The 23059-nt window shown below is 66.8% G+C and carries 21 protein-coding genes; 8 read left to right on the top strand and 13 right to left on the bottom strand.

Translation table 11 applies throughout. From position 1 onward, the window contains the following. Positions 1 to 17: 17 nt before the first annotated feature. From FFF93_RS12655 to FFF93_RS12620, 8 genes are all read right to left on the bottom strand, one after another. Positions 18 to 965, bottom strand: a complete 948-nt coding sequence (locus FFF93_RS12655; RefSeq protein WP_138768596.1) for a type II secretion system F family protein — start codon at positions 963 to 965, stop codon at positions 18 to 20. Positions 966 to 967: 2 nt separating this feature from the next. Beyond that, positions 968 to 2440, bottom strand: a complete 1473-nt coding sequence (locus FFF93_RS12650) for a CpaF family protein (protein ID WP_138768597.1) — start codon at positions 2438 to 2440, stop codon at positions 968 to 970. After that, positions 2437 to 3639 carry an AAA family ATPase gene (locus FFF93_RS12645; RefSeq protein WP_138768598.1) on the bottom strand — a complete coding sequence of 401 codons (1203 nt, stop codon included), beginning with the start codon at positions 3637 to 3639 and terminating at the stop codon, positions 2437 to 2439. The genes FFF93_RS12650 and FFF93_RS12645 overlap by 4 nt, the downstream gene beginning before the upstream one ends. Further along, on the bottom strand, positions 3636 to 4430 hold the full coding sequence (locus tag FFF93_RS12640; protein WP_138768599.1) for a Flp pilus assembly protein CpaB: 795 nt from the start codon (positions 4428 to 4430) through the stop codon (positions 3636 to 3638). Before FFF93_RS12640 ends, FFF93_RS12645 begins: the two co-directional genes overlap by 4 nt. Positions 4431 to 4450: 20 nt before the next feature. Continuing rightward, positions 4451 to 5560, bottom strand: a complete 1110-nt coding sequence (locus FFF93_RS12635) for a pilus assembly protein TadG-related protein (protein WP_138768600.1) — start codon at positions 5558 to 5560, stop codon at positions 4451 to 4453. Then, positions 5548 to 5955 (bottom strand): TadE/TadG family type IV pilus assembly protein, encoded by a 408-nt coding sequence (locus FFF93_RS12630; RefSeq protein WP_138768601.1) that lies wholly within the window; start codon positions 5953 to 5955, stop codon positions 5548 to 5550. Before FFF93_RS12630 ends, FFF93_RS12635 begins: the two co-directional genes overlap by 13 nt. A gap of 115 nt (positions 5956 to 6070) precedes the next feature. Next, entirely contained in the window at positions 6071 to 6283 is a 213-nt protein-coding gene (locus tag FFF93_RS12625; RefSeq protein WP_138768602.1) for a Flp family type IVb pilin, read from the bottom strand. 268 nt (positions 6284 to 6551) lie between these two features. Beyond that, positions 6552 to 7217 (bottom strand): A24 family peptidase, encoded by a 666-nt coding sequence (locus tag FFF93_RS12620; RefSeq protein WP_261375121.1) that lies wholly within the window; start codon positions 7215 to 7217, stop codon positions 6552 to 6554. A gap of 307 nt (positions 7218 to 7524) precedes the next feature. On the opposite strand from FFF93_RS12620, the gene rplM reads away from it, so the two are divergent. The 3 genes from rplM (at position 7525) to glmM (ending at position 10075) form a co-directional block, all read left to right on the top strand. Then, positions 7525 to 7968, top strand: coding sequence for a 50S ribosomal protein L13 (gene rplM / locus FFF93_RS12615; RefSeq protein WP_015937805.1), 444 nt, complete (start codon positions 7525 to 7527; stop codon positions 7966 to 7968). Between the two features lie 38 nt (positions 7969 to 8006). Further along, a complete protein-coding gene (rpsI, locus tag FFF93_RS12610; RefSeq protein WP_056737844.1) occupies positions 8007 to 8513 on the top strand; it encodes a 30S ribosomal protein S9 in 507 nt (168 codons plus the stop codon). 200 nt (positions 8514 to 8713) lie between these two features. After that, positions 8714 to 10075: a phosphoglucosamine mutase gene (gene glmM / locus FFF93_RS12605; protein ID WP_138768604.1), complete on the top strand. Its 1362-nt coding sequence runs from the start codon at positions 8714 to 8716 to the stop codon at positions 10073 to 10075. A gap of 66 nt (positions 10076 to 10141) precedes the next feature. Here glmM and mscL read toward each other — a convergent pair whose 3' ends face one another. The 5 genes from mscL to coaA all read right to left on the bottom strand — a co-directional run bounded on the left by mscL (position 10142) and on the right by coaA (position 14472). Then, complete coding sequence (mscL, locus tag FFF93_RS12600) at positions 10142 to 10543, bottom strand: large conductance mechanosensitive channel protein MscL (RefSeq protein WP_138768605.1); 402 nt, start codon at positions 10541 to 10543, stop codon at positions 10142 to 10144. A gap of 83 nt (positions 10544 to 10626) precedes the next feature. Beyond that, entirely contained in the window at positions 10627 to 10860 is a 234-nt protein-coding gene (locus tag FFF93_RS12595) for a hypothetical protein (protein ID WP_138768606.1), read from the bottom strand. Beyond that, positions 10857 to 12512, bottom strand: a complete 1656-nt coding sequence (locus FFF93_RS12590; protein WP_138768607.1) for a hypothetical protein — start codon at positions 12510 to 12512, stop codon at positions 10857 to 10859. Before FFF93_RS12590 ends, FFF93_RS12595 begins: the two co-directional genes overlap by 4 nt. A gap of 65 nt (positions 12513 to 12577) precedes the next feature. Further along, on the bottom strand, positions 12578 to 13501 hold the full coding sequence (locus FFF93_RS12585) for a D-alanyl-D-alanine carboxypeptidase family protein (RefSeq protein ID WP_261375120.1): 924 nt from the start codon (positions 13499 to 13501) through the stop codon (positions 12578 to 12580). A gap of 5 nt (positions 13502 to 13506) precedes the next feature. After that, the gene (gene coaA / locus FFF93_RS12580) at positions 13507 to 14472 is read right to left on the bottom strand and encodes a type I pantothenate kinase (RefSeq protein ID WP_138768608.1); all 966 of its coding nucleotides are present in this window, start codon (positions 14470 to 14472) and stop codon (positions 13507 to 13509) included. A gap of 121 nt (positions 14473 to 14593) precedes the next feature. Between coaA and glmS the strand changes: the two genes are divergently transcribed. The 5 genes from glmS (at position 14594) to treY (ending at position 23033) form a co-directional block, all read left to right on the top strand. Then, a complete protein-coding gene (gene glmS, locus FFF93_RS12575; RefSeq protein WP_138768609.1) occupies positions 14594 to 16486 on the top strand; it encodes a glutamine--fructose-6-phosphate transaminase (isomerizing) in 1893 nt (630 codons plus the stop codon). Between the two features lie 4 nt (positions 16487 to 16490). Further along, positions 16491 to 16838 carry a holo-ACP synthase gene (locus tag FFF93_RS12570; RefSeq protein WP_138768610.1) on the top strand — a complete coding sequence of 116 codons (348 nt, stop codon included), beginning with the start codon at positions 16491 to 16493 and terminating at the stop codon, positions 16836 to 16838. Positions 16839 to 16846: 8 nt separating this feature from the next. After that, positions 16847 to 18385, top strand: coding sequence for an NAD(P)H-hydrate epimerase (locus FFF93_RS12565; protein WP_138768611.1), 1539 nt, complete (start codon positions 16847 to 16849; stop codon positions 18383 to 18385). A gap of 74 nt (positions 18386 to 18459) precedes the next feature. Further along, the gene (glgX, locus tag FFF93_RS12560) at positions 18460 to 20700 is read left to right on the top strand and encodes a glycogen debranching protein GlgX (RefSeq protein WP_138768612.1); all 2241 of its coding nucleotides are present in this window, start codon (positions 18460 to 18462) and stop codon (positions 20698 to 20700) included. Next, complete coding sequence (gene treY, locus FFF93_RS12555) at positions 20697 to 23033, top strand: malto-oligosyltrehalose synthase (protein ID WP_138768613.1); 2337 nt, start codon at positions 20697 to 20699, stop codon at positions 23031 to 23033. Before glgX ends, treY begins: the two co-directional genes overlap by 4 nt. Positions 23034 to 23059 lie beyond the last annotated feature (26 nt).

Here is a 23059-nt window from a genome sequence, read left to right as displayed (position 1 = left end):
TGTTCTCTCCCTTCGTCTCAGAACTTCGGTTTGATGAGTCGGCTAAGCCAGAAACCGCCTACGGCCAGCAGCACCACGGCGGCGACGATCATCAGGAAGCCGGGAAAAGTGGTGAGAAAAACCTTTGAATACAGCGGGTTGAAAAGCGTCAGCCCAAAGAACATCACAATCGGGAGCGCCATCAGGACTACCGCCGACATGCGTCCTTCCGCGCTGAGCGCTTTCACCTGCCCACGGAGTTGGTTACGGTCCCGGATGGTCTCGCCGACGTTGTCGAGGACCTGGGCGAGGTCACCACCGACTTCCCTGTGGATCTCAATGGCCCGGGTTATTGAGGCAAAGTCCTCGTTGTCGGTGCGGCGGGCAACCTCCGCGAGCGATTCGCCGAGGTCCCTGCCGATCCGCGTTTCGTTCACGACCCGGTTGAGCTCCTCCTTCATCGGTGCCTCGTTCTCTTCGGCAGCCGCGTCCACGGAGCGGAGCAGGCTGTGCCCGGCGCGTAGGCCGCCGGCGAGCATCTGCAGGGAATCCGGGACCTGTTCGTCGAACTTCTTGCGGCGCCGCGCGACCAAGACATTCAGGAGGAGAAGAAGGCCCACCGGTGCCAGCAACAGCATCAACACCGCGAATAGGATGCCGCCCAACAGGAATCCAAGGACCACCGCCACGAAGGTGAAGGCCCCGGCGATCAGCAGGTAGTCTCCCGGCTGCTTTTTCAGCCCGGCGCTGTCCAGTTTCTCGCGGTTGAGCAGACCGGAACCGCGGCTGCGGAGGCCCTGGTTCAGGGAATGCACGGCCTGGTCTGTGAGTTTAGTCAGGTTCGACGTATGGACGGCCGCCTCGTCGGGGCGGCGGCGAGTCAGCGGTACCGACCGTGACTTGAACACGACGGCGACCAAGATCGCCAGGGCCGCGTAAGTCAGGAGGAGTCCGCCGACGAAGACAAGCGGCGACTGGTCCAGCACGGTTACCGCCCCCTGACGGGTGCTGCGCCAAAGACCGCCGGCGAGATCGGGATCCCGAGTTCGGCGAAGCGGTCGGTAAAGCGCGGGCGCACCCCGGTGGGGATGGGCTTGCCCAGGAACCTGCCGCTGGCGTCGATGCCGGCCGAATAGTCGAACACGAAGGCATCCTGGAGGGTGACGACGTCGCCCTCCATGCCCTGGACCTCCGTGATATGCGTGACGCGCCGGGAGCCGTCGCGAAGCCGGGAGATGTGGACAATCAGGTTGACCGCGGAGGCCACCTGTTCGCGAATGGCCCGCAGGGGCAGGTCCATGCCGGCCATCAGCACCAGGGTTTCGAGCCGGGCAATGGCATCCCGGGGTGAGTTCGCGTGAACCGTGGAGATGGAGCCGTCGTGGCCGGTGTTCATGGCCTGCAGCATGTCCAGGCACTCCCCGCCACGGACTTCGCCCACCACAATCCGGTCCGGCCGCATACGCAGCGAGTTGCGGACCAGGTCGCGGATGGAGATTTCGCCCTTGCCCTCGATGTTTTGCGGCCGGCTCTCCAGCCGGACCACGTGGTCCTGCTGCAGTTGCAGTTCCACGGCGTCCTCGATCGTGACGATCCGGTCGTCGCTCGGAATGAACGAGGAGAGCACGTTGAGCAGGGTGGTCTTGCCGGTACCGGTACCGCCCGAGACGATGATGTTCAGCCGGGCGAGCACGCAGGCCTGCAACAGCTCGGCCATTTCCGGCGAGAGGCTGCCCATCGAAATCAGGTCATGGACGGTCAGCGGATCCCGGCCGAACTTCCTGATGGTCAGGGCGGGCCCGTTGACGGCAAGCGGCGGGATGATGGCGTTGACGCGGGAGCCGTCAGAGAGCCGCGCATCCACCAAGGGGGACGACTCGTCGATCCGGCGTCCCACGTTGGAGACGATCCGCTCGATGACGCGCCGCAGGGCATCGTCGGAGGTGAATTTCGAGTCCGTAAGCTGGAGGTGTCCCTGGCGTTCCACGTAGATCTGGTCGAAGCGGTTGACCATGACCTCGGTGACGGTGGGGTCGTCCAAGTACCGCTGGATGGGCCCGTGGCCGAGCACATCGTCGATGATCTCGCGGATCAGCCGCTGCCGCTCGAGCGTGGTGAGGGGGATCTGCTCCTCGTCCACGACAGCTTTCAGCTCGTCCTTGACCGATTGGTGCAGTTCCGCCTCATCGATCGAGGAATCGGTGATCCGGGAACCAAGCCGTTCGAAAAGCGCTTGGCTTGCACGTTCCTTAAGGGCGTTCAGGGCCTCGCTTGCGACGGTGGCGGTCTGCTGGAGTTCGGTGAAGCCGGGCTGTGCCTCGGCCGCCGTCTTGGCTTCGAGGATCCGCCCGAGCGTCGCCGGCGGTGCGTGCGAGGCGAAGACGTCGACGGCGGGCTTTTCCTCGGGCGCGTCGGGCTGAGCCCCGCCGCGCAGTTGCTGGAATCGGTCCGTGAGGCTCACTGGACTACCGCCCTTCTGTGGAGTTGCTTGTGCGGCCTGGCTTCCCACTCCGGCTTGAAGCGGTCGACCAGTTGGCGAAGGCCCTTCAGAGTGGAGTCCCTGCTTCCTTCCTGGAGGACGGGAACGCCCTTGTTGGTGGAAAACGGAAGAGTCCGGGAGCGTGGCAGCACCACGTCCACGGGCGCCCCGATGGTGGCTTCGACGTCCTTGAGCGAGAGCCCCGCCCGGCGGTCGGCCATGTTGAGCACGATGTGACGGTTGGCCGGTACCAGGTTCAGTTCGTCAAGGATCTGGAAACCGGTCCGCATGCCCCGAATGCTTGGCACGTCCATACCGCAGATCCAGACAGCGTCCGTTGCCTGCTCCAGGGTGGCCAGGACATGTTCGCCCAGGCCCGGAGCAGTGTCCACCACGATGTAGCGGAACTCCTGCCGCAACTGCTCCAGCAGGTGGGAGACGTGGGCCGCACTGATGCGGTCCATCTCCACCGGAGTCCGGGGGGCACACAGTGCGTAGATGCCTGCCGGATGGACCGTGAGGTACGTCTTCAGCACCATGGAGTCCTGGCTTGCGGCCCCCATGACGGCGTCGGTGATGGTGAATTCCGGTTCGAGCAGCAGCCCGCTGGCCACGTCGCCGAACTGGAGGTCGAGATCCACGATCACCACGCTCATAGGCGCGGTTTTTCCGAGCCCGACGGCGAGGTTGGTGGCCACCGTCGTCTTGCCGACACCGCCCTTGGGCGACATGACCGCGATGACACGCCCGGAGCCATGGTCGGCATGTTCGGTGGCCTGCGGGCCGAGGCCGCGTCGACGGCCCGCGGCGGCGAGGCTGGCCCGCTCCAGCATGACCCGGATGGTGTCCGGATCGGCCCCGGGATCCAGCAGGTCCCGGACGCCGGCACGCATCGCCTGCACTACTGTGTCCGGGCTGGCAGTAACCGCCAGGACCACGCTGATCTCGGGGTACTGCAGGTCCATGACGGCCGCCAGTTTCAGCGAGTCAGCGACTGGTACCCCGGGCCCGAGAATCAGGACCTCGGGCGGGTCGCCTACCATTTGACGCATGATGTCGGCGGGGCCTTCGGGCAGGTAGTCGGCTTTGAAGACGTGCAGCTCGCCGTGCATGCCGCCGATTGCCAGGCGGACCAGCCGCTCGAAATCGGTGTTGGGCGTGATCAGAACGAAGCGGCTCATCGGAACAGCCCTGCCGCGTCAACTGTCCCCTTGACCGAATCGGGTGAATCGCCCGGCTCCTTGGACAGGTAGATCTTGCCGAACTCCGCGGCGAAGACGATCCGCTCCGCGTCCGCAGAGTTCCTGGCCAGAGTGATGAGGTAGCTGCCGTCGCCCTGCGGTTTGGTGGACGTGGTGGAAGACACCTGGCTGGCTCCGGCTGAAGAGTCAGCGGTTCCGGTCTGTGTGGCTGCGCCGTCGCTGTATTGAGCCGCGGTCACCAGGACCTTGTGGAAGGTCTGCTGCGTCTTGCTCAACTTGGCGCCTGCAGCCGCTCCGTCGGCTCCGGAGGATGCCAGATCCAGCGAAAGGAAGATGCCGACGGTGTCCCCGGCCTTCAGAATGCCGCCGGCGACGCGCTCGATGGGAAGCTTGAGCGTGATCTCCTGGAGTCCCGCGGGCACCTGGACTCGGGAGGGTCCCAGGAAGGCGTTCTCTTCGACCATCCGGCTGGAGAGCAGCTGCTCGCCAGGCATGAGGGCGACGGAGGTGACCTTGGAGCCAAGCTGTCCCAAATCGGTGACGCTGTTTTCGGCTAGCGCCAGCTTTGGGACTTCCTTCTTCGTCACCATGCCAGCGATCTTGTCTGCGGCGGTTCCGGCCGGAATGGCCTTTTGTACTACGTAGATGGATTCGGTTTCCGTGCCGGACAATGCTCGTTTATCAGCGTTCTGAACATATGAGACCAGCAATACGGTTCCGATAATTGCCACAAGTAATGCGGCGATGCCTCCCAGCAGGCGTGTTTTCATCGTAACTCCTTAGAAATTTCTTATTTGATGAGTTTGATTTCTCCGGTACCCAAGTCGGCGCCGTTCCCCGGAGGACCTCCAGCGGAATTAATGGTTTCGAATTTCACGAATTGGCCGATGACGCAGCGGGCGTTGCCGCTTGTGCCGCCATTGCCCCCATTGCCGCCGTTACCTCCGTTGCCCCCGTTGCCCCCGTTGCCGCCGCCGGAGTTCACCGACGTGCAGGCCAGGGAGCTGTTCATCCCGGGATCGGTGGCCGCATTGCGGAACTCATAAGGCGTGCCGTTGCCGAACTTCCAGCCCCAGATCTTGAAGGTGGCGTAGCCAATGATGTGGAAGTAGCCGTTCTGGCCTTGGCTCGAGGCGTCGTCGAAGACGGGGAAGGTTACCTTGACCTCTCCGCCGGCGGTGATGGTGTTGATCCACCCGGTCAGGACGGTGGAACATTCGGTCGGCGGGTTGTTGCCAGGATCCGAGCCGATCCGGTTGCTGCCGGTCTGAGTCGTGGCGACGCAGGGCGAGCTCTGGTCGAGCCAGCCCCAGCCGCCCGGAATCTCCGTTCCCGACGGGCCGGTGCAGGTTCCTCCTGGCTTGTAGGAGATCTTCTGGACCTGGGCGGTGGCGGCAGCCGTGGAGAGGTTGTAGCAGTGGTCCGAGATGGCCAGCGGAAATGCGGAACCGCCGCTGGGCGGCGCCCAGGATGCGGTGGCGCCGGCACGTACAGTCGCCGGCGGGGCGTTCAGTGCACTGGCAAACATTTTCGTCAGGAAGCCTGCCCCGTTGCTGCCCAGGGTGGACGTGACGACCTTCACCTGACGGGGAACGGACAGGTCCACCGAATCGACAGCGGACGCGCCATCGTTGGAGTTAGGGCCGGCCAGTGCGCGGGCCCAGGTCAAGGCCTGGGGGACAGTGCAAGTCCCAGCGGCGTGGCACTGTTGCGCCGCAGCTATAGCGCCGGCGTCCGCGGCGTTCTGCAGCTGCGCCCGTTCGGCGTAGATCTGACCGGTGTCCACAGCCAGCGCGCCGGCGCCGATGAGTACCAGCATCATTACCGCGACGAGGACGCCGGTGGCGCCACGCTCCTTGCCCTGTTTGGTCTTGGAGGAGAGATCCCTTAGCCGTGGCATCGCATGGCTCCTGTCCCTCTGACAGTGACGGAGCGGCCGAATATTCCGGTCATGGTGTTGGCCGTGTAGCCGACAGCAACTTGGGCGTTCCCGGTGCCACCTGCGGGGCACGTGCCGGTGAAGGTGTACGTGAAGCCGGCCGCATTGAGACCTGGTGCACCTGCCACGGCGGCTGCTTGCGCCCGGCCCTGATCGTTGAAGATGGCCATGGTCCGGGCGGCCTCGCGTGCCGCCTGCGTGACGGAGATCTGCAGGTTGTACGTGTACGAAAACTCGATGATTCCGCCCACCAGAGCGAGCAGGATGGGTGCCACGAGGGCGAATTCGACGGCGGCGGCCCCCCGCTCCCGTGCCTGCGCTTTAGACCGGCGCGTCGGTAAACTGCTGCGCTTCATTGGATCCCCCCAGGGATAGATGCAGCCGAAGGATTAACAACTGTGCCGCGTCCGCGAGACACGGACGCGGCACAGTGGGTGTTGCTGAGACCAGCGGTGCTGCTGCGACGGAACCCTACTGTCCGTTGCGCCAGCCGCCGACGGTGGTGCCGAGGCCGGTGAACCAAGCGTTGAGCTGCTGTCCGAAGAACGTGACGCCGGCGATGATGAGGAAGGCGATGAAGGCGACCAGGAGCGAATATTCCGTCGCCGTGGCTCCCTTTTCCGGGGTGAGCTTGTCCTTGACGCCGGCAACAAAAGCGAGCATTGAGACCATGAGACCAGTCATTTTAAAGTCCTTTTCCAGAGTTTTGAATAGTTTTACGGAATTCCAGCAAATCCCCTTTTGCTACCTGGTGGAGCTCCGATGGGACAAGAATTGCACGCCGATTAACGGCCCGGCAATGTGTCCGGATACTCGACTTCTGGCGGCAAATTGTGGGTTTTACTTACCCCTCTGGAAAGGTGTACTCAGTTTTTCTGGGCGCGCCGACGGCCACTACTTGGTTTGATCAGTTGACTTACTGGTTCGCCCGCGGGGCAGGCGGCAAGGGGCGCTACGCGAAGAGCAGGATGGCTAGCAGGGCGGCGGCCAGCATGGACGGCCCATAGGCCACTTCATTAGGCTTGTTTCCGCGGTTCCTAAGCACGAGCGCCAAAGAGGTAAGGCCGCCGGCGACGAAGCCCAGGGCGCCCCCATAGAACAGCGGCGCCCAGCCCAAGTAGCCCAAGTACAGCCCGAGGGGGGCGGCGAGCTTTACATCGCCCATTCCGAGGCTCTTGGGGCTGATGAGAGCCAAGATGAAGTAGAAAAAGAAGAGAATCGCGCCGCCGGCGAGCCCCCGGACCAGCTCCGCCCACGCCCCGAGGGCGAGCGACGCCGCTCCGAGGAGCACTACGCCGGACCCAAGCAGGGGTACAACCAGGCGGTTGGGCAGCAAATGGTGAATAACGTCAATTCGCGCCAGCTGTACGCCGACAATTGCGAGCAGTAGAAATGCCGGCAATTCCGGAGAAGCCCCGAAGCGCCAGGCCAGCAACGCGCACAGCGCCGCGGCGGCCGCCGTCGTCGTTGTCCGCTGCAGGGGAGTAGGGCTGCCCGCCAGTGCGGGGAGGGCGCGCCGGACGACTGCATCGCCCAGCAGTCCCAGGCACAGCCCGGCGGCGGCGATTGCGGCGATGAACAGCAGCGGCGCGGCACCTGCGACGGCGGGGTCGGGCACGGTACCTCCAGGATCGCGGCGGGCCGGAACTGCGCGGCACGCAGGGCAGCGTGCCACCGGACACCCCATTTTGACCCACGGCCCCGGCTTCCGCTATTCTTGGTAGTCGTTGTGCGTGTCCTATCTCGATGATGCGTGCCCGCTTGAGAATCCGGTTGCAGGATAGCTACTCAACGTGCACATTCGAGACCACTGGATGACTGGTTACATGGAGCCCTCACCTCTGTTCCGGTAGCGCATAGATAGTAGGTGCACCTTTGCGTGACGCCTAAAACAAGAACGCCAGAACAAGAACGAGGCAAACACCGTGCGTACGTACACCCCGAAGCCCGGCGATATCAACCGCCAGTGGCACGTCATTGACGCCACCGACGTTGTCCTTGGTCGTCTCGCCAGCCAGACCGCAATCCTGCTGCGCGGCAAGCACAAGGCCACCTTCGCGTCCCACATGGACATGGGCGACTTCGTCATCATCATCAACGCTGAAAAGGTTGCCCTCACCGGCGCCAAGCTGGAGCAGAAGCGCGCATACCGCCACTCCGGTTACCCGGGCGGCCTGACCTCCGTCAACTACGCGGAGCTGCTGGAATCCAACCCGGTCCGCGCCGTGGAGAAGGCCATCAAGGGCATGCTCCCGAAGAACTCCCTCGCTGCGCAGCAGCTGGGCAAGCTGAAGGTTTACCGCGGTGCAGAGCACCCGCACGCCGCCCAGCAGCCCAAGACTTTCGAAATCACCCAGGTCGCCCAGTAGTCCTGGCCACCAAACAACTTATTAATACAAGGAGAACCGTGGCTCAGAACGAAGAGACCACCGAAGCCGTTGAGGCTGAGGAAAACCTGACCAGCTACACCTCGGAAAGCGGAGCTGCGGATGCAGCGGCGCCGAAGAAGGAACGTCCGGCACTGACCGTCGCCGGCGCAGCTGTTGGCCGCCGCAAGGAAGCCGTTGCACGCGTTCGCGTTGTTCCGGGCTCCGGCAAGTGGACCATCAACGGCCGCGAGCTGTCGAACTACTTCCCGAACAAGCTGCACCAGCAGGACGTCAACGAGCCCTTCAAGATTCTCGATCTCGAAGGCGCCTACGACGTTATTGCCCGCATCCACGGCGGTGGCCCCTCCGGCCAGGCCGGTGCACTGCGCCTCGGCATCGCCCGTTCGCTGAACGAGATCGACGTCGAGAACAACCGCGCCACCCTGAAGAAGGCCGGCTACCTCACCCGTGACGCACGCGTCATCGAGCGTAAGAAGGCTGGTCTCAAGAAGGCACGTAAGGCTCAGCAGTACTCCAAGCGCTAAACAGCGCCTTCCCAGTCTGCGGCCGCTGGCGCGACCACAGACTGGGCCCCGCGGCGCTTTTCAGCGCTCGGATCCCCAAGCGCTAAGCACGCTCACCGGAAGCCCGTCCCGCACTTGTGCGGGGCGGGCTTCCGTCGTTTAACGCCCGTCCGGCCGCCCGGGGCGGGAGCTGGGCGTGCCATCGACTAAACTTGGACACGATGTCTAGATTATTTGGAACAGATGGAGTCCGAGGCCTGGCTAACGGTCTACTGACGGCAGAGCTTGCGATGCAGCTGGCGCAGGCCGCCGCCGTCGTGCTTGGCCACGACCGCAGCATCGACGGCAAACGGCCCCGCGCGGTCGTCGCCCGCGATCCGCGGGCCAGCGGGGAATTCCTCGCTGCCGCCGTGGAGGCCGGGCTCTCCAGCTCCGGCATCGATGTCTACGACGCCGGGGTGCTGCCCACCCCTGCCGCGGCATACCTCGTGGCGGACCTTGACGCCGACTTCGGCGTGATGATTTCCGCCTCCCACAACCCGGCACCGGACAACGGCATCAAATTCTTCGCCCGCGGCGGCCAGAAGCTCCCCGACGACGTCGAAGACGCCATCGAAGAACAGCTGACCAAGGAGCCCTACCGCCCCGTCGGCGGCGAGGTGGGCCGGATCCAGCGCTTCTCCGACGCCGAGGACCGCTACATCGTGCACCTGCTGGGCACCCTCCCGCACCGGCTTGACGGCCTGAAGGTGGTCTTGGACTGTGCGCACGGCGCCGCCAGCGGCTGCTCTCCCCAGGTCTTCAAGGACGCCGGGGCCGAGGTGGTGGTCATCGGAGCCGAACCTGACGGCCTCAACATCAACGACGGGGTGGGCTCGACGCACCTCGGCCCGCTTAAGCAGGCGGTCCTGGAGTGCGGCGCCGACCTCGGCATCGCACACGACGGCGACGCCGACCGCTGCCTCGCGGTGGACCACGAAGGCAACGAGGTGGACGGCGATGAGATCATGGCCATCCTCGCCGTGGCCCTCAAGGATGCCGGCAAGCTCAAGGATGACGTCCTCGTGGCTACCGTGATGAGCAATCTGGGACTCAAGCTCGCCCTGCGTGACGCCGGCATCAGCCTCCGCGAGACCGGCGTGGGCGACCGCTACGTGCTCGAGGGCATGCGCGAAGGCGGCTTCAACCTCGGCGGCGAACAGTCCGGCCACGTCATTTTCGCGGACCACGCCACCACCGGCGACGGGGTGCTGACCGGCCTCCAGCTTGCAGCCCAGGTGGCGCTGACCGGCCGCCCGCTCAAGGAGCTGGCCAAGGTCATGACCAAGCTCCCGCAGGTGCTCATCAACGTCAAGGGCGTCGACCGTACCCGCGTCAACGGCGACGAGGCCGTGGCGGAGGCCGTGGCCCAGGCCGAGGCGCAGCTGGGCGACACCGGACGCGTGCTGCTGCGGCCGTCCGGTACCGAACCGGTCGTCCGGGTCATGGTGGAAGCCGGCGACCACGACACCGCGCAGGAAGTCGCCGAAGGGCTCGCCCAGGTGGTCCGGACCGAATTAGCCCTTGCCCTCGTGTCTGACTGACCCCACATCTGCAAAAAAGTGGCCCGCCTCCGAAAGGAAGCGGGCCACTTTTGTTTGCTGCTGGAACTAGTGGGTGCGCGTCAGGGCGTCGCGGATCTCGGTCAGCAGGGCGATCTGCGGGTCCTCGGCCGCCTCTTCCTTGACATCCTGGCTGATGCCCAGCCGGCGGTTGCGACGTTCGATCATGTGGTTCATCGGCACCACAACGACGAAGTAGATAGCGGCCGCGACGAGCAGGAAATTGACGATCGCCGTCAGCAACACGCCGAACTTGATGTCGTTGCCGTTCAAGGTGACGACGGCGAAGCTGTCGAAGTTGGGCGAGCCAACCAGGCCGGCGATGAACGGCATGAGGACGCTTTGGACAAGGGCCGTTACCACGGAGCCAAAGGCGGCGCCGATGACGACTGCGACGGCAAGGTCCACGACGTTGCCCTTAAGAATGAAATTCTTGAATCCTGTCAGCATGGACACTAACCTAGCCCAGCGCTGTTAACCCGGAGTGACGGCCATGTAATATCGCGTACCTGGCGGGCCGTCAGAGCCGGACCCTACCGCAGGAAGAACGTGAGCAGCGACGGGCCCGCCGCGCAGAGCAGAGCTACGACAACCAGCCCGCGGACTATCTGAACCCGGCGGTCGCGGAGGAAGGCCGAGGCCGCGGGTGCAAGGAGAGACCGGGGCCGCCGTTCGTACTCCAGCGCCTCCCTTTCGTAGTCCGTGCCTTCCAGTACGGCGTCCTGGCGCAACAACAAGTGGATGCGTTCCTCAATCTCCGGGGTCAATGTCCGCATCCCTTGCTGGGAAATGCCCGGACCTTCAAGGGAGCTGAGGTTCCGGAGCCCCTCGACGAGCGCCAGGGCAGCCTTGACCGGATCAGCTTCCAAAAATGTGCGGTGGTCCAGGCAACCTTGGCGCGTTCGAGCGGGAAAGCCAGCCTCACGTCCGCACCGCCCTGCCGAACCATGAGGATCACACGCTGGCCGTCGCCCGGCCTGGCCCGGCGCCCGCGGGCGGGCGGTTCTGCCAGGATCCGGCGCACATGCAGCCAATGAAATGCGGCGAGGACCGCGGGTTGTTCGCGGCCGCCAAGCAGCAACGCCCCTTCCTTGTCGAAAAAGAGAGTGAACAGCCGTGGCAGGCCCGCCGTCGCAGACCCGTCGAACAGGCCTGGGCGAAGAACTCGCAGGGCGTCCAGGAACTCTTTATTCCTTCGCCCCTGCAGCACCGTGTAGGGGCTGAGCTGACGGGCCACCGAGAAAAACCCGTTGACCCGAAGTTCCAGCAAGGACGAGATCCCCACGGCGATCAGGCATCCGCCCAAGGCCTCGGATAGGACAAATGCCGTAAGTCCTTTCCACGCGTTCTTTCCGGCGCCCCGCAGCAGCTCTTCCACGGCCGGCGCGGCCATCCAGACGGAAATGGCGACGACGGCGAGTGGACAGCCAATCCAGATGATCGCCTTGAGCCGCCGGAGGGCGGTGGTGGATTTCCTGCGGGAGATGTGTTTCTCGAAAGCATCTCCGGCCGTGGCGGGATTGCGTGCGGTCGGCGGGACGGTGACTTCGAAACTTCCCATCGCGCCGTCGTCGAGTTCCGGGAAGTCGGAGCGGCGCCTCCGGGGCCCGTCCGGGTTGCTGCTGCCGCCACCCGGGCTTTGAGGGCTGGGAGCCGCCAGGCCGGACAGCTTGTCGGCCACCGCGGAAACATCCGCCCGGGCGAGCTCCACCCGCAGCTCCTCCGGGTCCAGCTCGGCTGGGGATATCCCATATTTGGCCAGTCGCCCCTTGGCGGCAAGGGCAGCGACGGTGGCAGGAGCGGGGTCGGTCTGCAAAATCCAGCGGGCGAACGGGGCGGTCATGGAACGGCAGTCGTCCTGAGCGTCGGCGTAAGCGTCCAAACCCGTGTAACCCATCTGGGGCGTGATGTGGGCGGATGTTTGGCTGAACTGGAGCTCTGCCACAGACACTGCGGTGTTCAAGAGTGTGGCCACTCCGCGGGCACCGTACCGGGCGGCGCCGTGTTCGGCCAGGCTGTCTTCCGGGCCGAGGCCCAGGAGGTCCTTGACGCGGTCAAAACACCGGTGAAACATAGTGCTGCCATGAGCCAGCCGGACGTCGCGGAACATCAGCTGGTCGAGCAACGACGCGTCGATCGCGTGAGCGGTGAGCGGGGAGCTGTACGGGCGACGGGTCTGCGAGCACGCGCGGACGAGGAACCGTGCTACGCCTGGTTCGCCGGCTCGCCTCCGGCCCTGCATTCCGCCGGTTGCGAGGCTGTCCGGCCGGGCGAGGTCCTTTTCCAGGGCCCGAAGGGTGGGGAGCCTGAGCTGCGGCAGAAACGCAAGCGCAGCGCCGAGTTCGGTTGGCAACTCCGCGTCCGGGCCGCCCTTGCCCAGCCGCTCATCGGCATACGCCAGTGCGGCAATCCGCTGCACGATGGCGCTGATTTATCCCTGGTCACTGCTGGCCCCGGTGTCCCCCATCCCGCCAATCTACAGGCTCAGAGGTAGGACGGTGCCGGCTCCAAGCCGAAGTACTCCTCAAGCGTGGCAACGCCGCGGGTGTGCATGTCGACGGCGGCCTCGATGCCAACGTAGCGCAGGTGCCACGGCTCGTAGTAGTAGCCGGTGATCTGGTGGAACATCCAGGGGTAGCGGACCACAAAGCCGAAACGGTGGGCGTTGGCCTTGGCCCACACGGCGGCCGGCTGTTCCGCGAAGCACGGCTGGAAGCTGCAGGCGCCGCCGCCGTCGCCGATGTCGAAGGACCAGCCGGTCTGGTGCTCCGAGTGGCCCGGGCGGGCGGATGCGGTGTCCGCTTCGGCGCGCCCGCGGGAGTTCACGTAGCTGTTGTAGGTGGCTGTCTGGGTGGCGAAGGAGCGGTAGCCACTCGCCAGGACCAGGACGACGCCGGCCGCGGCCGCGTCCGTGAACATCCGCTGGGCCGCCGCCGCCGTCGTGCTGTTCAACAGCGCAGCCTCCCCGGATACCGCAAGCCGGACTGCGGGCTGCACCAGGTCCGGCGGTACGAAGGCCGCGGGGGAGAGCGGACGGTGCTTGTTCACCACCACCCACGGGCTCGTGGGATCCGTGAGGGAATACTGCCGGCCGGGCGCCGCGGCCGCCGGGGAACTGGCCGCCGGGGAGTTCGAACCGGGGGAAACGGCCGGGCCGGGGTCGGCGGGGTTCGTCGTCGTCGCCGCGGCCGTGGCGGCTGGTGATCCCGCGGAGGCCTGGGCCGTGGGGGAGGGGCTCCCAGTTGGCACGCCTGTGCCGGAAGGGGCGGCCTGCGTCCTGCCCTCCGGGCTGCAGGCGGCCACGGCGGCCAGCGCCGCGACCCCTGCGCCCGCGGCCACGATGCGCCCGAACGCCCGCCGACTGGGGCTTCCCGGGCTTTCCGCGCCGCCGCCGGCGTTCTGGCACACCTGCGCTAGACCTTGCGCAGCAGCATACGGCGGATGGAGTGGTCGGCGTCCTTGGTCAGCACCAGTTGGGCCCGGCCGCGCGTGGGGAGGACGTTTTCCTCCAGGTTCGGCTCGTTGATGCGCTTCCAGATGTCGCGGGCGGTCTGCTCGGCCTCGGAGTCGGACAGTGTCGCGTAACGGTGGAAGTACGATTCCGGCTGTGCGAAGGCGGTGGTCCGCAGCTTGCGGAAGCGGTCCACGTACCACTCCTCGATATAGGAGGTCTTGGCGTCCACGTAGATCGAAAAGTCGAAGAAGTCGCTCAGGGCGAGGCCCTGCCTCCCGTCGTGGCGTGGACGGGCCGGGGCCAGGACGTTGAGCCCCTCGACGATGAGCACGTCCGGCCGGCGGACCACGACCTCCTTGCCCGGAACGATGTCGTAGGTGACGTGCGAGTACCAGGGGGCGCGCACTTCCTCGGCGCCTCCCTTGACCTCGCTCACGAAACGCAACAGGGCACGGCGGTCGTAGGACTCCGGGAAACCCTTGCGGTCCAGGAGCTGCCGGCGCTTGAGCTCGGCGAGCGGGTACAGGAAGCCGTCGGTGGTGATGAGTTCCACGTTCGGGGTGCCCGGCCAGCGCCGCAGCATTTCACGGAGCACCCGGGCGATGGTCGATTTCCCCACCGCGACCGAGCCGGCCACACCGATGACAAACGGGGTGCGCTGGGTCTTCTCGCCCAGGAACGTGGTGGTCGCCGCGTGGAGCTGGTTGGCGGCCTCGACATAGAGGTGCAGCAACCGGGACAGCGGCAGGTAGACCTCCCGGACCTCCTTCATGTCGAGGGGGTCGCCCAGGCCGCGGAGGCGGAGCACGTCCTCTTCGTTGAGGGGCTGCTCCATCTGGGCAGCGAGCCGGGACCAGGTCTGCCGGTCCAGCTCAACAAACGGGGAGACACCCTCGCCGTTCGCGTCGTTGCGTTGCAAAGTCACCCTAGAGATTCTGCCCTTGACAACGCCCAGAGCGAAATGGAGGCCCCCGCGGCCCCCGGCAGGCGGGTCCGGGCCGCTCATCCTACGTCGGAGGACCGGGAAACCCGCTAGGCTTATGCCCATGTGTGGAATCGTTGGATATGTAGGCCGCGCGGCTGGCCGGGTAAATACTGAACACAAAGCCCTGGACGTTGTCCTGGAGGGATTGCGGCGCCTGGAGTACCGCGGCTACGACTCCGCGGGGATCGCCGTCGTCGCGGACGGTGCCATTTCGTCCCGCAAGAAGTCGGGCAAACTGAGCAACCTGATCGCCGAACTCGAGGCCAACCCGCTGCCCGAGGCCATGACCGGGATCGGTCACACCCGCTGGGCGACCCATGGCGGCCCCACTGACCAGAACGCCCACCCGCACCTGTCCGACGACGGGAAGCTGGCGCTCATCCACAACGGCATCATCGAAAACTTCGCAGAGCTGAAGCAGGAACTCGTCCGCAAGGGCGTGACGTTCCACTCCGAGACCGACACCGAGGTGGCCGCCGCGCTCCTCGGCGACATCTACCGGAACCAGCTCGGCGGCGACCTCTCCAAGGGCGGCCTGACAAAGGCCATGCAGCTTGCCTGCCAGCGCCTCGAGGGCGCCTTCACGCTGCTCGCAGTGCACGCGGACCAGCCCGACGTCGTCGTGGCCGCCCGCCGCAACTCCCCGCTGGTGGTGGGCCTGGGCGAGGGCGAGAACTTCCTCGGCTCGGACGTCTCCGGCTTCATCGACTACACCCGCCGCGCCGTGGAACTCGGCCAGGACCAGATCGTGACCATCACCGCGGACACCGTGGAGATCACCGACTTCTTCGGCGGCCCGGCCGAGGGCAAGGAATACCACGTCAACTGGGATCCCGCCTCCGCGGAGAAGGGCGGCTTCCCGTCCTTTATGGAGAAGGAAATCCACGACCAGCCGGACGCCGTGCTGCAGACCCTGCTGGGCCGCTCCGACGTCCACGGCAGGCTGACCCTCGATGAGCTCCGGATCGATCCCGAACTGCTCAAGGGCGTCGACAAGATCATCGTCCTGGCCTGCGGCACCTCCGCGTACGCCGGGCAGGTTGCGAAGTACGCCATCGAGCACTGGTGCCGGATCCCCACCGAGGTGGAGCTCTCGCACGAGTTCCGCTACCGGGACCCTATCGTCGACGCCAACACCCTGATCGTCTCCATCTCCCAGTCCGGCGAGACCATGGACACCCTCATGGCCGTCCGCTACGCCAAGGAACAGGGCGCCAAGACGGTCTCCATCTGCAACACCAACGGGTCGACGATTCCGCGTGAGTCCGACGCCGTGCTGTACACCCACGCGGGTCCGGAGATCGCCGTGGCCTCGACCAAGGCCTTCCTGGCCCAGATCACCGCCGCCTACCTGCTGGGCCTGTACCTGGCACAGCTGCGCGGCAACAAGTTCCAGGGCGAAATCAAGGACATCCTCGCCGACCTGGGCAAGATCCCGGCCAAGATCCAGCAGATCCTGGACAACGAGGGCCAGATCAAGGAACTCGGCACGGCCATGGCCGACGCCAAGTCCGTGCTGTTCCTGGGCCGCCACGTCGGCTTCCCGGTGGCCATGGAGGGTGCGCTCAAGCTCAAGGAGCTCGCCTACATCCATGCCGAGGGCTTCGCTGCCGGCGAGCTCAAGCATGGCCCGATCGCCCTGATCGAGGAAGGCCAGCCGGTCTTCGTGGTGGTTCCCTCCCCCCGCGGCCGCGACTCGCTGCACTCCAAGGTCGTCTCCAACATCCAGGAGGTCCGTGCCCGCGGCGCCAAGACGATCGTGATCGCCGAGGAGGGTGACGAGGCAGTCAAGGCCTACGCCGAGCACGTCATCTACATCCCGGAGACGCCGACGCTGCTGGCCCCGCTGCTGTCCACCGTGCCGCTGCAGATCTTCGCGCTCGCCCTCGCCAGCGCCAAGGGCTACGACGTGGACCAGCCGCGGAACCTGGCCAAGAGCGTGACCGTAGAATAGCCGCATGATTGTTGGCATCGGCGTAGACGTCGTAGACATAGAGCGGTTCGGACGGCAGCTTGAGCGCACCCCCGGGTTGCGTGACCGGCTCTTCGTCCCGGCCGAGCGGGAGCTGAACACCCGGTCACTGGCGGCGCGGTTCGCCGCCAAGGAAGCCGTGGCCAAGGTCCTCGGCGCCCCGGCCGGCATGAACTGGCAGGACTGCTGGATCGGTCTTGACCAGCACGGCCCCACGGTCCAGGTCAAGGGCACGGTGCTGGCCGTCGCGGAGTCGAAGGGCGTCAAACGCTGGCACCTCTCGATCAGCCATGACGGCGGCATCGCTACCGCCACGGTGATCGCCGAGGGCTAAGCACCACCATGATCAGCGCCTATACCGGAACCCACATCCGAGAAGTCGAAAAGCAGCTTCTCGAGGCCAGTGCGGACACCGGTATGGGCGCTGTTCTGATGCAGAGGGCCGCCTACGGCCTCGCCAACACGGTGATCCGCGAACTGCGGGACCGCGGCCTCCGGGCCTACGGCTCCAGCGTCACCGTGCTTGCCGGCAAGGGGAACAACGGCGGCGACGGCCTCTACGCCGCGGCGCTACTGGCCCGCCGCGGCCTCCGGACGACGGCGGTGCTCACTGCCGGGCAGGCCCACCCGGCCGGGCTGTCGGCGTTCCGCGCCGCGGGCGGCCGGGACACCGTCCTCACCGAGTCCAACGCGGCGGACCTCGCCGCGGCAGCCGCCCGGACCGACGTCGTGCTTGACGCTGTCCTCGGAACCGGTGCCCTAGGTGGACTGCGCGGTCCGGCGGCAGCACTGATCGACGCGCTGGGCCGTTCCCGCCCACGGCTGGTGGTGGCCTGCGACATCCCCAGCGGCGTCGACGCGGATACCGGCGAGGCGCACGGCCCGGTCCTGGCGGCCGAGGTGACAGTAACTTTCGGTGCGGCGAAGGCCGGCCTGCTCGCCGACCCCGGCGCGGACTTCACCGGCCGGCTGCGGACCATCCCGATCGGCATCGAGCACGCCCTTGGGGCCCCGGCGCTGCGCCGCCTCGAGGCTCCTGACCTGGCCGCGTTGCTGCCGCACCCCGGCCGGCGCTCCCACAAGTACTCCCGGGGCGTGCTTGGCGTCGTCGCCGGTTCCACACGCTACCCGGGGGCCGCCGTCCTGGCCTGCCGGGGTGCCCTGGCAGCCGGCGCCGGCATGGTCCGCTACCTGGGGCCGCCGGAGGTCGCTGACCTAGTCCGCCAGTCCTGTCCGGAGGTGGTGTGCGGCACGAGCGTCGCGGACGCCCACGTCCAGGCCTGGCTCATCGGCCCAGGGATGGACGACGGCGCCCACGAGCAGCTGGAGCGCGTCCGCGAGGCGGCGGCCACCGGGCTCCCCATCGCTGCCGACGCCGGCGCGCTCCCGGCCCTGCCTCGCCAGCTTTCCCCGCAGACGGTGCTTACCCCGCATGCCGGGGAACTGGCCGCCCTCCTGGGCCGCTATGGCGCCGGCCCGGCGCGCTCCGGCGTCGAGGACGCAACGCTCGCCGCCGTCGGGCAAGCCGCCGGGCTGACGGGGGCGACGGTGCTGCTCAAGGGCGCCACCACGCTTGTGGCCGCGCCGTCGGGCGCCGTCTTCAGCCAGGCCGAAGCCAGCCCCTGGATGGCCACCGCCGGCAGCGGCGACGTCCTGGCCGGAGTGCTCGGGTCCTTGCTGGCCCAGCTCGGCGACGACGCCGGGACCTTCGGTGCCCGCGGCATCGGCGGGCCGGACCGGTGGGCCGCCGTCGCCGCGCTGGCCGCCAGCCTGCACGGCCGCGCCGGAACGCTCGCCTCCGGCGGCGGACCAATCACGGCGTCGGCCATAGCGGACGCGCTGCCGGAGGTCATCGGGAGGTGTAACAAAGTCCGCGCATAGTGCGCCCGGTCAATTAGTAACCCTACTTACAAGTAGTCTGTCTAGAGATAGTTCGCATCGCACGAGGAGTACACATGGAAGTCTGGCCCGGAACGGCTTACCCGCTGGGAGCCACCTTTGACGGCACCGGCACCAATTTCGCCCTGTTCAGCGAACAGGCGGAACGGGTCGAACTCTGCCTGCTGGCTGATGACCTGAGTGAAACGCGGATCGAGCTGACCGAGGTGGACGGCTACGTCTGGCACTGCTACCTGCCTCAGATCCAGCCCGGCCAGAAGTACGGCTACCGCGTCCACGGCCCGTACGAACCCGAAAACGGCAACCGCTTCAATGCCAACAAGCTGCTGATGGACCCGTATGCCAAAGCCGTCCAGGGCCAGATCGACTGGGACCCGGCGCTCTTCACCTATGAATTCGGTGACCCCGACTCCCGCAACGACGCCGACTCGGCGCCGCACACGATGCATGGCGTGGTCATCAACCCGTTCTTCGAGTGGGACGGCGACCGCCAGCTGCGGATCCCGTACCACCAGTCGGTCATCTACGAAGCCCACGTCAAGGGCCTGACGGAGTTGCACCCGGATATTCCGGAAGAACAGCGCGGCACCTACGCCGGCGTCGCCCACCCGGCGGTCATCGAGCACATGAAGAAGCTCGGTGTCACGGCCATCGAGCTCATGCCCGTCCACCAGTTCGTCAACGACGGGACGCTCGTGGAGAAGGGCCTCAACAACTACTGGGGCTACAACACCATCGGCTTCTTCGCCCCGCAGAACACCTACAGCTCCTCCGGCGACGTCGGACACCAGGTCCAGGAATTCAAGGCCATGGTCCGGGAGCTGCACCGCGCCGGCATCGAGGTCATTCTCGACGTCGTCTACAACCACACAGCCGAAGGCAACCACCTCGGCCCCACGCTGTCCTTCAAGGGCATCGACAACCAGGCCTACTACCGTCTGGTCGACGGCGACCTGAAGCACTACATGGACTACACCGGCACGGGCAACTCGCTCAACGTGCGCCACCCGCACTCCCTGCAGCTGCTGATGGACTCCCTGCGCTACTGGGTGACGGAAATGCACGTTGACGGCTTCCGCTTCGACCTCGCCTCCACTTTGGCCCGCGAGTTCTACGACGTCGACAAGCTCTCCACCTTCTTCGAACTTATCCAGCAGGATCCGATCGTGTCCCAGGTGAAGCTGATCGCCGAGCCGTGGGACGTCGGCCCCGGCGGCTACCAGGTGGGCAACTTCCCGCCGCAGTGGACCGAATGGAACGGCAAGTACCGCGACACCGTCCGCGACTTCTGGCGCGGCGAACCGTCCACGCTGGGCGAATTCGCCTCCCGCCTGACCGGCTCGGCTGACCTCTACGAGAGCTCCGCCCGGCGCCCGGTGGCCTCCATCAACTTCGTCACCGCGCACGACGGCTTCACCATGCGGGACCTGGTCTCCTACAACGAGAAGCACAACGAGGCCAATGGCGAAGGCAACAACGACGGCGAATCGCACAACCGCTCGTGGAACTGCGGCGAGGAAGGCGACACCGACAACGACACCGTGTTGACCCTCCGCGCCCGCCAGCAGCGGAACTTCATTGCCACGCTGCTGCTCTCGCAGGGCGTTCCGATGCTGCTGCACGGCGACGAACTGGGGCGCACCCAGCAGGGCAACAACAACACCTACTGCCAGGACTCCGAACTGAGCTGGGTGCACTGGGAAGCCATGGACCAGCCGCTCGTGGAGTTCACCGCCTTCGTCAACAAGATCCGCCACGACCACCCGACGTTCCGCCGCAGCCGCTTCTTCGACGGCCGGCCGGTCGTCCGCGGTGAGGGCGAGAAATTGCCCGACATCGTCTGGCTGAAGACCGACGGCAGCGAAATGCTGCCCGAGGACTGGGACAGCGGCTTCGGCCGGACCATCGGCGTCTTCTACAACGGCCACGGCATCCAGGAGCAGGACTCGCGGGGCCGCCGGATCACCGACGACAGCTTCGTGATGGCCTTCAACGCCCACGACGACAACGTGGACTTCGTCCTGCCCAACGAGGAGTACTCGCCGTTCTGGGAGCTGCTCGTGGACACCGCGGACCAGGCCGACAAGGAAGAACCGCTCAAGGCCGGTGCCGCGCTGAACCTGGCTGCCAAGTCCATGGTGGTGCTGCGCGCCTACTCGGGTCCCGAAGTTGAGGTGGACTACTCCGCCGCCGCGTCGCTGGCCTCGATGGCCGAGCACGAGGACGCCCAGGAGGAGATGGTGGAGGCGCAGACCAAGGCTGCCGAAACCAGCGCCGCCAAGGCTTCCGCTTCATGAGGACCCCCGCCTCGACCTACCGGCTGCAGATCCGGCCGGGCTTCACCCTGCAGGATGCTGCCGCCACCGTGCCGTACCTGAAGGCCCTGGGCGTCGACTGGGTCTACCTGTCGCCGATCCTGACGGCAGAGCAGGGGTCGGACCACGGGTACGACGTCACTGACCCGGCCTCGATCGACCCGGACCGCGGCGGCCCGGAGGGACTGGCGGCAGTCTCCCGGGCCGCGCGGGACGCCGGTATGGGCGTGCTCGTGGACATCGTGCCCAACCATGTCGGCGTCGCCACCCCGGTGCAGAACCCCTGGTGGTGGTCGCTGCTCAAGGAGGGCCAGCAGTCGCGGTACGCCCAGGCGTTCGACGTCGACTGGGACTTCGGCGGCGGCCGGATCCGGATTCCGGTCCTCGGCGACGACTCGGACGTGGACGCCCTCGAGGTCCGCGACGGCGAACTGCGGTACTACGACCACCGGTTCCCGCTGGCCGAGGGCAGTTATACCGCAGGTGACTCCACTGCCGACGACCCGCGCGAGGTCCACGACCGGCAGCACTACGAACTCGTGGGCTGGCGCCGCGCCGACAACGAACTCAACTACCGCCGGTTCTTCGCGGTCAACACCCTCGCCGGGATCAAAGTCGAGATCCCGGAAGTCTTCGATGAGGCGCATGCAGAGGTGGTCCGCTGGTTCCGTGAGGGCCTGGTCGACGGCCTGCGCATCGACCACCCGGACGGCCTCGCGGATCCGGCCGGCTACCTCCGGCGGCTGCGCGAAGTGACCGGCGGGGCCTACCTGCTGATCGAGAAAATCCTGGAGCCGGGGGAGGAACTCCCCGCCGGCTTCGAGTGCGAGGGGACCACGGGGTACGACGCTCTCGCGGACGTGGACCGGGTCCTCGTGGACCCGGCCGGGCAGACCGGCCTCGACGCGCTGGACGCTTCGCTGCGCGGCGGGGCCACCGCGGACTATGAGGAAATGATCCGCGGCACCAAGCGCCGGATCACGGACGGGATCCTGCACTCGGAGATGCTGCGGCTGGCCCGGCTGGTCCCGGCGGACGCCGGGCTCACCACGGAAGCGGCGGCGGACGCGCTCTCCGAAATCACTGCGGCCTTCCCGGTGTACCGCAGCTACCTGCCCGAGGGGGAGGACGTGCTGCGCGAGGCGTGCGAACTCGCCGTCCGGCGGCGCCCCGAACTCGAGGCGGCCGTGCAGGCGCTGCTGCCGCTGCTGCTCCGCGCCGGCCCCGGTGCCGACGAGGAACTCGGCCGGCGCTTCCAGCAAACCTCCGGCATGGTGATGGCCAAGGGTGTCGAGGACACCGCCTTCTTCCGGTATACCCGGCTGGGCACCCTCACCGAAGTCGGCGCCGACCCCACCGAGTTCGCCCTGTCAACGGACGAGTTCCATGCGCGGATGGCCCGACGCCAGGCCCGGCAGCCGTTGTCCATGACCACGCTCAGCACCCACGACACGAAACGCAGCGAGGACACCCGGGCCCGGATTTCGGTGCTCGCGGAGCTCGCCCCGGAATGGACCGCGTCGCTTCGCCGGCTCCAGGAGCTCGCGCCGCTGCCCGACGGCCCGCTGGCCAACCTGCTGTGGCAGGCGGTCGCCGGTGTCTGGCCCGCGGACCGGGACCGGCTCCAGTCCTACGCCCAGAAGGCCGCCCGCGAGGCCGGCAACTCGACCAACTGGCTCGACCCCAACGCGGAGTTCGAAGCGAAGCTGGCGGCGGCGGTCGACGCGGCCTTTGACAACGCCGAGGTGCGCGCCGAACTCGATGCCCTGGTGGCCCTGCTGGACCCGTACGGCTCCGCCAATGCGCTCTCCGCCAAAGTCGTCCAGCTCACCATGCCCGGAGTGCCGGACGTGTACCAGGGCACCGAGTTCTGGGACCGTTCGCTGACGGACCCGGACAACCGGCGCCCCTTCGACTTCGGGGCCCGGCGCGCCGCCCTCAAAGCGATCGACGCCGGCGAGCTCCCGGCGTCGTACCGGGACGACGCAGCGAAACTGCTGGTCACCTCCCGGGCCCTGCGGCTGCGGCGGGACCGGCCCGAGCTGTTCACCGGCTACGCCGCGGTTCCGGCCACCGGGGCCGCCGCCGGCCACCTGATCGCCTTTGACCGCGGGGCCGGCACACCGGGGGCCATCACCCTGGCCACTAGGCTGCCCCGAGGCCTCGAACAGCGGGGAGGCTGGCAGGACACCGCTTTTCGTCTCGCCGTCGCCGTGACGGACCAGCTCAGCGGCAGGTCCTTCGGCCCGGGCACGGTGGAAGTCGCGGACATCCTGCGCGACTACCCGGTGGCACTGCTCGTGCCGGCCGCCTGAACGCACGTACTGACGAACCGATAGAG

Source organism: Arthrobacter sp. KBS0702, from assembly GCF_005937985.2.
Classification (GTDB): Bacteria; Actinomycetota; Actinomycetes; order Actinomycetales; family Micrococcaceae; genus Arthrobacter.
This window is presented reverse-complemented; position numbering and strand designations above follow the sequence as displayed.